Source organism: Capnocytophaga sp. oral taxon 329 str. F0087 (genome assembly GCF_000213295.2).
GTDB classification, from domain to species: Bacteria; Bacteroidota; Bacteroidia; order Flavobacteriales; family Flavobacteriaceae; genus Capnocytophaga; species Capnocytophaga leadbetteri_A.
Map to the genome: position 1 here is coordinate 15,260 of NZ_KN389995.1, position 11,254 is coordinate 26,513.

9 protein-coding genes are annotated in these 11,254 nt (G+C 42.0%); 2 read left to right on the top strand and 7 right to left on the bottom strand.

The genetic code is table 11. From position 1 onward, the window contains the following. Nucleotides 1–11: 11 nt before the first annotated feature. Together HMPREF9074_RS12820 and HMPREF9074_RS04345 are read left to right on the top strand one after the other, a co-directional pair. Nucleotides 12–161, top strand: a complete 150-nt coding sequence (locus tag HMPREF9074_RS12820; protein ID WP_369700492.1) for a hypothetical protein — start codon at nt 12–14, stop codon at nt 159–161. Between the two features lie 81 nt (nt 162–242). Then, nucleotides 243–1,250, top strand: a complete 1,008-nt coding sequence (locus HMPREF9074_RS04345) for a 3-oxoacyl-ACP synthase III family protein (RefSeq protein WP_009392567.1) — start codon at nt 243–245, stop codon at nt 1,248–1,250. A gap of 85 nt (nt 1,251–1,335) precedes the next feature. On the opposite strand, the gene HMPREF9074_RS04350 is transcribed toward HMPREF9074_RS04345, so the two are convergent. From HMPREF9074_RS04350 to secA, 7 genes are all read right to left on the bottom strand, one after another. After that, nucleotides 1,336–2,103: an exodeoxyribonuclease III gene (locus HMPREF9074_RS04350; protein ID WP_009392564.1), complete on the bottom strand. Its 768-nt coding sequence runs from the start codon at nt 2,101–2,103 to the stop codon at nt 1,336–1,338. After that, a complete protein-coding gene (gene deoC, locus HMPREF9074_RS04355; protein ID WP_009392563.1) occupies nt 2,103–2,765 on the bottom strand; it encodes a deoxyribose-phosphate aldolase in 663 nt (220 codons plus the stop codon). Before deoC ends, HMPREF9074_RS04350 begins: the two co-directional genes overlap by 1 nt. Nucleotides 2,766–2,816: 51 nt before the next feature. Beyond that, the gene (locus HMPREF9074_RS04360; RefSeq protein ID WP_009392561.1) at nt 2,817–4,973 is read right to left on the bottom strand and encodes a S46 family peptidase; all 2,157 of its coding nucleotides are present in this window, start codon (nt 4,971–4,973) and stop codon (nt 2,817–2,819) included. A 13-nt stretch (nt 4,974–4,986) separates the two neighbouring features. Then, complete coding sequence (locus tag HMPREF9074_RS04365) at nt 4,987–5,673, bottom strand: LOG family protein (RefSeq protein WP_009392559.1); 687 nt, start codon at nt 5,671–5,673, stop codon at nt 4,987–4,989. 13 nt (nt 5,674–5,686) lie between these two features. Continuing rightward, nucleotides 5,687–6,838, bottom strand: coding sequence for a VWA domain-containing protein (locus HMPREF9074_RS04370; protein WP_009392558.1), 1,152 nt, complete (start codon nt 6,836–6,838; stop codon nt 5,687–5,689). An 18-nt stretch (nt 6,839–6,856) separates the two neighbouring features. After that, the gene (locus HMPREF9074_RS04375) at nt 6,857–7,600 is read right to left on the bottom strand and encodes a porin family protein (RefSeq protein WP_009392554.1); all 744 of its coding nucleotides are present in this window, start codon (nt 7,598–7,600) and stop codon (nt 6,857–6,859) included. Between the two features lie 152 nt (nt 7,601–7,752). Next, nucleotides 7,753–11,109 carry a preprotein translocase subunit SecA gene (gene secA, locus HMPREF9074_RS04380; protein ID WP_009392552.1) on the bottom strand — a complete coding sequence of 1,119 codons (3,357 nt, stop codon included), beginning with the start codon at nt 11,107–11,109 and terminating at the stop codon, nt 7,753–7,755. Nucleotides 11,110–11,254 lie beyond the last annotated feature (145 nt).

Genomic DNA, 11,254 nt, shown 5'->3' on the forward strand with positions numbered 1-11,254 from the left:
ACTCTTTTCACATCTATATGTGCGTAAAAGGGGAGGGTACAATAGGTGATGGCACGACTGAATTGCCCATTAAACAAGGTGAAACAGTGCTTTTCCCTGCCTCTTGTAACAAATTGGAGGTTAAAACTAAGGGAATGGACTTGTTAGAGGTGTTTATTTAGTCGTTAGTGATTAGTCGTTAGTAGTTAGAAAGCGACTACTAAGACTAAGAAGCTGAAGAATAACAACTAAAAACTAAAAATATGTATATATCAAGAATTAAGGGATTAGGGTTTTACGTCCCTGACAATGTAGTAACCAACGATGATTTATCGAAGCTAATGGATACTAGCGACGAGTGGATACAAGAGCGTACCGGTATAAAAGAACGCCGACACGTGCTAAAAGGGACTGATACCACTACCTCGATGGGGGTAAAAGCCAGTCTTAAAGCCCTTGAAGCTGCGCAAGTGAGTAAAGATGAAATTGACTTTGTTATCTTTGCAACTCTTAGTCCGGATTATTACTTCCCTGGGTGTGGAGTGTTAGTCCAAAAAGAATTAGGACTAAAAACAGTGGGTGCTTTAGATATTCGCAACCAGTGTTCGGGTTTTATCTACGCGCTATCGGTAGCTGACCAGTTTATCAAAACTGGTATGTACAAAAATATCCTTGTGATAGGTGCTGAAACGCAATCGCCTGCGCTGGATATGAGCACACGCGGACGCAATATGGCGGTACTTTTTGGCGATGGTGCTGGGGCTGCTGTGGTGTCTCGCTCTGATGACCCTGCTCGCGGTATTCTCTCTACGCACTTGCACAGTCAAGGAGAGCACGCTACTGAATTGGCTATGATTACCCCTGGTGTAGGTACTAAATGGGTGCCTCAGATTTTGGCTGAAAATGACCCTGACGATGTGAGTTATTACCCTTATATGAATGGTCAGTTTGTATTTAAGAATGCTGTAGTACGCTTTGCAGAGGTAATAGAAGAAGGGTTGAAAGCTAATGGGCTTACTCGTGAAGATATTAGTATATTGATTCCTCACCAAGCAAATTACCGTATATCGCAGTTTGTTCAGCACCAATTTAAACTCTCTGATGAACAAATATTTAATAATATAATGAAGTATGGTAATACTACCGCCGCCTCTGTTCCTATCGCTCTTACTGAAGCAGTACAACAAGGCAGAATAAAAGAGGGCGACTTAGTAGTGCTCGCTGCTTTTGGTAGTGGTTTTACGTGGGGTAGTGCTATCATTCGTTGGTAATCACAGCGTTGTAGCTGCTATAAATAATCAAAAAAAAGGCTGTTGAACCAATTGTTCAACAGCCTTTTTTTTGATTTGCTATTTATTATTTGTCACTGACCTCTAATACTATAGGGCAATGGTCGCTATGTTTTGCTTCAGGAAGAATAAGTGCTCGCTCCATACGGTTTTCTAAAGGGGCTGATACTAAGTGATAATCAATACGCCATCCTTTGTTGTTATTGCGGGCATTGGCACGATAACTCCACCAAGAGTACTGATGAGGTTCTTTGTGAAAATATCGAAAACTATCTATAAACCCACTCTTCATAAACTTATCTAACCATTCGCGCTCTATAGGTAAGAAGCCCGATACAGTAGCATTGCGCACAGGGTCGTGTATGTCTATCGCTTCGTGGCAGATATTGTAGTCGCCACAGATAACAAGATTAGGTATTGTTTGCTTCAACTTGTCGATATATTTCTGAAAGTCCGCCATAAAGGTTAGCTTGAAGTCTAAACGGTCGGGATTAGTACCTGATGGCAGATAAAGACTCATCACTGAGAGGGTATCGAAGTCCGCGCGGAGTACTCGTCCTTCTTTGTCCATATAATCAATACCTGTACCTACCTCTACGTGTTTAGGCTTTATTTTAGAGAGGATAGCCACCCCACTATAACCTTTCTTTTCGGCACTGTGGTAATACTGGTAGGTATAGCCTAACTCAGTAAATACTTCAGTAGGTATTTGTGCTTCTAAAGCCTTAATCTCTTGCAGACAAAGCACATCGGGGTTAGCACTTTTCAACCACTCTGTAAAACCCTTAGTAAGAGCAGCACGAATGCCATTTACATTATAACTGATAATCTTCATTAGTAACCTGTTCCTTTTTCACCTTTTAAAATAGCAATACCATTAGAGGTGCCTATGCGCTCTACCCCAAGGGCTACATACTGCATAGCAGTCTCGTAATCGCGGATACCTCCAGAGGCTTTTACCTTTGCCTTGCCTTGTACGCATTCTTTCATTAGTTTTACATCAGCAAGAGTAGCTCCACCTGTACCAAAACCAGTAGAGGTCTTTACAAAATCGGCGTGTGCCTCAAGGGCTAACTTGCAAGCTAAGCGTTTTTCTTCGTCTGTCAGATAGCAAGTCTCAAGTATTACCTTTAGCACCCTATTTTCGCCTACACACTGTTTTAAAGCAGCTATATCCTCTAATACCTTTTGTGTTTCCCCCGATTTAAGCCAACCCACATTGAGCACCATATCTATCTCATCGGCACCATCCGCAATGGCTTCGCTAGTTTCAAAATATTTAGCTTTGGCTGACATTGCCCCTAAAGGGAAGCCTACTACACTGCAAACCTTTATATCAGTGCCTGCTAAGAATTTCTTAGCAGCTGCTACATAACAACTATTCACACATACCGAATAGAAATCGTACTCTACCGCTTCTTTGCAAAGGGTTTCTATCTCAGCAAGGGTAGCTGTTGCTTTTAGAAGTGTGTGGTCTATTAGTTTATTTAATTTCATATATTGTTTGGTTTTTATTTCTTCGATAAATCAACTTTGACAAAATGCGTACTATTTCACCAACTTCATCTCGTCAATCAGATAGCCTGCCCCCGCATATTTATCAATAATAAAGAGCACATAGCGAATATCTACCATTATATTGCGACAAATATTGGGGTCGTAATGTATGTCGCTCATAGTGCCTTCCCATACACGGTCGAAGTTAAGCCCTATCAGATTGCCTTTGGCATCAATCGCGGGACTTCCTGAATTACCACCTGTTGTGTGGTTAGTAGCTACAAAGCACACAGGCATCTTTCCGTTTTTACCATAAATGCCATAATCTTTCTTCTCATAGAGCTCACGTAACTTAGCTGGTACGTCAAACTCATAGTCATTAGGCACATATTTCTCCATTACCCCATCTAAATAAGTCATATAATCGTAAGTTACAGCATCGCTAGGCGAGTAACCTGCTACCTTGCCATAAGTTACGCGAAGAGTGCTATTAGCATCAGGAAAAAGACGATCTTCAGGTTTAGCAAACTCTAAAAGAGCTTTCATATAAGTTCGTTGCAGTGCAGTAATCTCATCATTTAAACGATAGTAATACGGACTTACCTTTTCGATATAGTGTAACACTAGTTCGCGTACAAACTGTACCCCTGCATCTTGTTGCATACGTGCTTCAAAATCCTCTTGAGGTAGATTGAGTACCTTTTCTATTTCGCTATAAGAAGTTAAAAATGATTCGTTGTACAGTTTATCTGCTAAGGCTGAAGCATTAAGATTTTGCAAGTTAGCTGACAGTAAGTGTGCTGGCATCGCTTGGGCGTAGTAGGCTACCGCTTTCTCAAATACTGCTTTGTCTACCGCCTTATCGTTATTTTTAAATACCGTTTGAAGGCTGTTTAAAAGATTCTGACGGCGGTCAGCAAATGATTGTGCTCCTTTTTGATGTAGGGCATTTTGCAATTGTAATACCCTATAACCATTGCTCAAAAGGTCTATATTGCGCAATACTAACTCTGAAAAGAGATCATTAGCCAAAGCGTAATCTTGCATTTGCGCGTATTTCTCAGCAAATTGTGGTAATAATTGTCCGTAAACAGCTGTTTTACCATTCTTTTCAAGAGTTTTTTGGAATTTCTCTTCTTGTTTTCTCTTCAAAGCTACTGCTCCTGATTTCTTCAAACCTTGCGTTTCGCCTATCCATTTCTTCCAATAGTTAGCCACGCTAGCGTATTTAGAGGCATATTTTATTTTTATTTCAGGGTTGGTACGCATAAAACCATCTTGAGTTTTAAGCACCACATCCCGAATGCCTATTTTGGCAGGATTCAACACATTTACAATTTGCTCCACCGCTACCGCAGGCAGATACTCCTGAGTGCGACCAGGATAACCGAATACCATCGTAAAATCACCTGCTTTTACCCCTTTTAATGAAATAGGGAAAAAATGCTTAGGGCGATATGGTACATTGTCTTTTGAATACTCAGCAGGACGATTGTTCTTGTCAGCATATACGCGGAAAAGAGAGAAGTCACCTGTATGGCGTGGCCATACCCAGTTGTCAGTATCTGAGCCAAATTTGCCTATAGCTGAAGGCGGTGCCCCTACCAAACGCACATCTTTAAACGTTTCTACTACGAAAAGGATATATTGGTTTCCATCATAGAAAGCACGAATGCGATTCTCTTGCCAAAATTCTTTGGGCGAACTTTTCACTAAACTAGCTACATTACGCTCTATCTTAGCCGCACGCTCATTCTCATCGCTAATGGCAGCCGTTCCTTCTAATACTTTCTGCGTAACATCTTCAATGCGTACGATAAAAGTAACTTCTAAATGCTTGTTAGGTAATTCTTCCGATAAGTTTTTAGCCCAAAAACCATCAGTTAGGTAGTCGTTTTGCAAAGAAGAATGCGATTGTATTTGCGAATATCCGCAGTGGTGATTCGTAAGCAATAGCCCTCTGCTCGAAATCATCTCAGAAGTACAGCCTCCGTTGAAGTGGGGCACTGCATCTTTCAAACTCGATTTGTTCACACTATAAATATCGCTCACCGACATTTTCATTCCCAAAGACTTCATCTCTTTGGCGTTCATTCCTTCTAAAAGCGAAGGTATCCACATACCTCCTTGTTGCGCTGCCAAACCAATAGGCAACAAGCTAAAAATAAGTAATAATAAAAAAGATTTTAATAATTTTTTAGTGTTCATTATTGCTATAGTTTTAAAAATTCGGTTTCAACTGATGTTTATTATTATAGAACTCTTCAATAACCCTAATAACCTCATCTTCGGTATCTACCAAATGCACAAGATTCATATCTTCAGCATTGATGTTGCTAAATTTCTCTAATAATACCGTCTTTATCCATTCTAATAGCCCTCTCCAATAGTCAGTTCCTACTAAAATAATAGGTATTTGATCTATTTTTCGGGTTTGTACGAGAGTTAGCGTCTCAAAAAGCTCATCAAGAGTACCAAAACCACCCGGCATAGCTACGAATGCCTTAGAATATTTTACAAACATCACCTTGCGGGCAAAGAAATAGTTAAATTTTATATTCTTATCGTGGTCTATATAGCTATTATTAGTTTGTTCAAAAGGCAGGTCGATATTGAGCCCTGCCGATACACCTTTATTGAGGTGCGCCCCTTTGTTGCCTGCCTCCATAATACCAGGTCCCCCCCCTGTGATGATACCAAACCCCTCATCTACAATCTTTTGGGCAATGCGCACTGTCAGTTCGTAATAAGGCGTTTCAGGCTTGATACGTGCCGACCCAAAGATACACACACACGGACCTATAGAGCTCATTTGCTCATAGCCGTGCACAAATTCTCCCATTATTTTAAATATCGACCAAGAGTCATTCGTCTTGATTTCATTCCAAACTTTTGAATGTTTTTTCATCTTTTACAATTTATCATTTGTCATTCCCTTTAGGTAATAAAGGATTGCCTTTGAGAGCATTTTCTACTAATTCAGGCAAACGGTCAGGCGTACAAGCAAAGCAGGCAATACCCAGTTTGCTAATCTCCTTACCGAGTTTTTCATCATAATAAGGCTTCCCGTTGTCCGAGAGCGCCAACAGTACTATTACCTTTACCCCATCTTCGTGCATCTCGTTCAGGCGGCGCAAAAGCCCCGCGCGCACGCCCCCCTCATAAAGGTCAGATATGAGGATAAACATCGTCTTGCGAGGGTTTTCTATCAAAGTCTGACAGTAGGCTACCGACTTATTAATGTCAGTCCCCCCACCCAGCTGCACCCCGAAAAGCATATCCACAGGGTCTTGCCTACATAGCTCGGTCAGGTCTGTTACTTGGGTATCAAATGCCACTACGTGCGTGTCGAGCGCAGGCATACTCGCAAAGATAGCCCCCATTACCGACGAATAGATAATAGAATCGCACATCGAACCACTCTGGTCTATATCCAATATCACCGTCCAATTCTTCTGCTTTTGGGTGCGTTCAAAGAAATAGAATTTCTCCGGAATAAGCCGCTTGGTAGCAGTGTCATAGTTTTTAAGGTTGCGCTGAATAGTGCGTTTCCAGTCAGTAGACAAAAAGTTAGCTATAGGCGTATGCGCTTTCTTGTTCAGAGCTCCCGTCACTGCTCTACGCAAATTCTGTTCCATACGCTTCATAATCTCATCTACCACCTCTTTCACTAACTCTCGGGCTGTCTCTTTCGATTTTGCAGGTATCTGGTCTTTTAGTGCCATCAGGGTACCTACCATCGAGATATCTGGCTTCACATTCTTGAGGGTTTCAGGCTCAAAGAGCAATTTAGTAAGCCCTTTGCGCTCTATTGCATCTGTTTGTATAACGCTCACCACATCTGGCGGAAAGAACGAGCGAACATCTGTCAGCCATTTAGCCAAGTTAGGAGCTGAGTTCCCCAATCCTGCTGAGCGCTTACCACCAGCATTCCCCCCTTTCCCATCGGTATGGTCATACAGAGCCGCCAGCGTAGCGTCCATAAGCGACTGCTGTTCGTCTAAGGCAACCCCTTCCATAGCAGGAGCATCTTGCCCCAATATGAGGCGCCAACGTGTAAAATGAGCTTCCATTTATTTAGTATTTCTTCTTTATAAAATATAAAACATCAGCCCTATCTGCAAGATATTCGATTTCAGGCTTGTACCATCGGTAGTCTCGGCGTTTTTAAGTAGCGGAGTAAGGTTGTACTGTACAAAAAAGTTCAGCGCATTATAGCCAAACGCTATATAAGGTTTCAGCTGAAACTCCCTATTCAGCTGACTGTTAGCAAACGAAGTAGAAACATCATCGGCAGTGTACAAACTCTTACTGCTGAAGATATACGCCAATCGCACCCCCGCATACACACGCCAAAACTTGTGCAAATAGGGCGTAGAGGTACGAAAGCGAAACTCAGCCGGTATCTCTATCGTATGCGTCTCGAAGAAATTACGCGACAGATTCAAATCTCTAAAATGCTCTACAATTTCATAGCTAATACCTGCACTAGTCTTTTTTGCTAACATATTGTTATACACGCGGTCATAGGCGTAGCCAATCCCCAAACCGAACCCCAAATTGCGCTCCGCATTCAGAGGTAGGTCGCGTATATACCCCAAGTGCAAGCCTCTCGAAAGGTTGTGCTGCACCACATTAGACGCCTTCCCTGCCAGATAATCATAGGTAAAACCCAAATAAAATTGGTCTTCAAGGTAAAGCGAATCAACCACTGAAGTTGGCGCCACCCGCTCTTTTTCAGTATCAATCATACCATCATCAGTATCCTCTTGCGCCACTGACCACAGAGAGATATGAAAACAAAAAACTAACAGAAAAATATTTAGTTTATTCATTCTAATCGTGTATACTATATTTTGGGCAAAGATAAGAATAATTAATCAATTAGCAAGCTGCTATCTTTACAAAAAAACTTTGCCAAAGGGCGTAGCGTTGGTGCTATAACCTTTGGCAAAGTATCTTTTAAATCTATAAATTAGCCAATTAACTAATTAACCAATATCCAATCACCTTCCAATAGCGGCATCGCTTGTTTGAACTTAAGTTCTTTGCGTTCACCAGTGCGAATGTTTTGGATTACTACCTTGTCATTACGACCAACTTTAGGCTGCTCGCGTATGATAGTCTCTACTACCGAACGCCTTTGCGAAGCTTGTTGCCCTACCTCGCGTGCTTGAGCTGCCATTTCATCGCTGTTAAGCACTTCCTCTTTGTTTGTTTGGTAGTGTTCATTACTGCGCTGAGGGGCGTGAGCCTCTTGTACCGCAGGAGCTTGTGTAGGTAGCTCTGCTCTGAAAAGGAAAGACACTATATCTTTGTTTACCTTATCTATCATTGCTTTAAAGAGTTGGAAAGCCTCAAACTTATAGATAAGTAGCGGGTCTTTCTGTTCGTGTACCGCCAACTGTACCGATTGTTTAAGCTCATCCATTTGGCGCAAATGCGTTTTCCACTCATCATCAATAATCGCTAAGGTAATATTCTTTTCAAAATCACTAATAAGTTTCTTACCTCCACTTTCGTATGCCTCTTTCAGGTCGGTTACTATATTAAGCATCTTCTGACCATCTGTGAAAGGCACCACTATGCGCTCATAAGTATTCGATGGGTTTTCATACACCTCTCTTATCACAGGGAAAGCCTGTGCAGCACTGCGCTCTGTCTTTTGCTGATAGTGGTCTAACACTTCGCGATAAAGTCTGAAAGTCAGTTCGTTATTAGCAGTTTTAGCAAATTCAGTCTCTGATATTTGGGTCTTGAGCGAGAAGTATTTTATCAACTCAAACTCAAAATTCTTATAGTTATTAGCACTCTTATTGCTTTCTACTATCACCTCGCAAGTGTCGAATATCATATTTGCCAAATCCACTTTTAGGCGTTCTCCCTCAAGGGCGTGGCGGCGGCGTTTGTATATCACCTCGCGCTGTGCGTTCATCACGTCATCATACTCTAACAGACGCTTACGGATACCGAAGTTGTTCTCCTCTACTTTCTTCTGAGCGGTTTCTATACGTTTGGTCATTATAGAGTGCTCTATCACATCACCTTCTTTGTGTCCGAGTTTGTCCATTAGGCGCGCTATACGCTCTGAACCAAACAGACGCATTAAATTATCTTCTAACGATACGTAGAAAAGCGAACTTCCTGGGTCTCCCTGACGTCCTGAACGACCGCGCAACTGACGGTCTACACGACGCGAATCGTGGCGCTCAGTACCTATGATAGCCAAACCACCAGCAGCTTTCACTTCCGGACTTAGCTTAATGTCCGTACCACGTCCTGCCATATTGGTAGCGATAGTTACTACTCCCGATTGCCCTGCTTCAGCTACAATTTCTGCCTCTTTCTTGTGCAACTTAGCGTTCAATACATTGTGTTTTATCTTGCGCATCGTTAGCATACGGCTCAAAAGCTCCGATACCTCTACCGAAGTAGTACCGATAAGTACAGGGCGTCCTGCTTCCGATAGCGATACTACTTTGTCAATCACCGCGTTATATTTCTCGCGTTTAGTCTTGTATATCAGGTCATTGTAGTCTTTACGAGCAATAGGACGGTTGGTAGGTATTTCCATCACATCCAATTTGTATATTTCCCAAAACTCTCCCGCTTCGGTAATAGCCGTACCTGTCATACCCGATAACTTGCTATACATACGGAAGTAATTTTGTAGCGTGATAGTAGCGTAGGTTTGCGTAGCGGCCTCTATCTTCACGTTTTCTTTAGCCTCAATAGCTTGGTGCAATCCGTCAGAATAACGGCGTCCGTCCATTATACGACCTGTTTGCTCATCTACTATCAACACTTTATTGTCTATAAGCACGTATTCCACATCTTTTTCAAAGAGCGTATAGGCTTTTAGCAATTGGTTAAGGGTGTGAATGCGTTCACTTTTTACGGTGAAGTCTTGCAATAGCTTTTCTTTTAGCTTAGCTTCCTCTTCTATCGGCAGATTTTGGCTCTCAATATTAGCAATTTCTACCCCTATATCAGGCAATACGAAGAAGTTTTTATCACCATCGTAAGAAGCTATATCGGCAAAACCTTTATCAGTAAGCTCTATTTGGTTGTTCTTTTCATCAATCACGAAGTAAAGTTCAGCATCTACCTTAGGCATTTCGCGATTGTTATCCTGCATATAGTAGTTTTCTGTCTTCTGTAGCAGTTGTTTTACCCCTTCTTCACTGAGGAATTTTATAAGAGCTTTGTTCTTTGGCAAGCCGCGATATACGCGCAATAGTTGAAAACCACCCTCTTTAGTATTGCCTTCTGCTATTAGTTTACGAGCATCGGCAAGTACTTTAGTTAAGTAAGTACGCTGTTTTTCTACCAAATCGGCTACTAAAGGTTTTAATTCGTTAAACTCGTGGCGGTCGCCTTTAGGAGTAGGCCCCGAGATGATAAGCGGTGTACGCGCATCGTCTATAAGTACTGAGTCCACCTCATCTACAATCGCGTAGTTATGAGCGCGTTGTACAAGGTCTTCAGAGGTGTGCGCCATATTGTCGCGCAGATAGTCAAAACCAAATTCGTTGTTAGTACCATAGGTAATATCAGCGTTATACGCATTGCGACGAGCCTGTGAGTTCGGCTGGTGGTTGTCTATACAATCCACTCGCAAGCCGTGAAACTCAAACAGAGGCCCCATCCACGCGCTATCTCGGCGTGCCAAATAGTCGTTCACGGTTACTAAGTGCACCCCGTTACCTGTTAGGGCGTTCAGATATACAGGCAGTGTAGCCACAAGGGTCTTACCCTCACCGGTTTGCATCTCAGCTATCTTACCTTGGTGTAGGGCAATACCCCCGATAAGTTGCACATCGTAGTGCACCATATCCCAAGTAACGTCTTTACCAGCCGCATCCCAATGGTTTTTCCATATTGCCTTATCCCCTTCTATGGTCACATAGTCGTGGGTAGCCGATAGCTCGCGGTCACGCGGAGTAGCTGTTACGCTGATAGTCTCGTTAGTAGCAAAACGTCTTGCGGTTTCCTTCATCGTAGCGAAGGCTTCAGGCAAAATATCGTTTAGCACTTTTTCAGAAGCCTGATAAGCCTCTGCACTGAGTTTATCAATTTCAGTATAAAGGTCTTCTTTCTTGTCTATATCTTCCGTAGCATTCGCTTGTGTTTGTAGGTCAGCTATTCGCGTGTCAAAAGTAGCACGTGCCTCTTTTATTTTTTCTTTGAAGGCAATCGTCTTGCCGCGCAATTCGTCATTGCTAATATGCTCTAACTCTGCTGCATACGCCTTAATCTTTTCAACCAACGGCTGAATAGACTTCAAATCGTTTTTGGCTTTATCGCCCACGAATAGCTTAATAAGTGAATTGATAATACTCATTTATAATGGTCAATTATTAAATTATTAATATTTATTTTTCGTCTCTTGTTTTTAGTCAATAAATATACCAAACTGACAGTTCCTGCCAAATTGTCATATCAACAAATCAAAAAAAAGTCTCTGTTGAGACTTTTTCTAATACTCA

What these genes read in the sequence shown, in the direction of transcription:
- HMPREF9074_RS04345 (WP_009392567.1), top strand. Translation starts at nt 243, where the DNA reads ATGTATATATCAAGAATTAAGGGATTAGGGTTTTACGTCCCTGACAAT.
- HMPREF9074_RS04350 (WP_009392564.1), bottom strand. Translation starts at nt 2,103, where the DNA reads ATGAAGATTATCAGTTATAATGTAAATGGCATTCGTGCTGCTCTTACT.
- deoC (WP_009392563.1), bottom strand. Translation starts at nt 2,765, where the DNA reads ATGAAATTAAATAAACTAATAGACCACACACTTCTAAAAGCAACAGCT.
- HMPREF9074_RS04360 (WP_009392561.1), bottom strand. Translation starts at nt 4,973, where the DNA reads ATGAACACTAAAAAATTATTAAAATCTTTTTTATTATTACTTATTTTT.
- HMPREF9074_RS04365 (WP_009392559.1), bottom strand. Translation starts at nt 5,673, where the DNA reads ATGAAAAAACATTCAAAAGTTTGGAATGAAATCAAGACGAATGACTCT.
- HMPREF9074_RS04370 (WP_009392558.1), bottom strand. Translation starts at nt 6,838, where the DNA reads ATGGAAGCTCATTTTACACGTTGGCGCCTCATATTGGGGCAAGATGCT.
- HMPREF9074_RS04375 (WP_009392554.1), bottom strand. Translation starts at nt 7,600, where the DNA reads ATGAATAAACTAAATATTTTTCTGTTAGTTTTTTGTTTTCATATCTCT.
- secA (WP_009392552.1), bottom strand. Translation starts at nt 11,109, where the DNA reads ATGAGTATTATCAATTCACTTATTAAGCTATTCGTGGGCGATAAAGCC.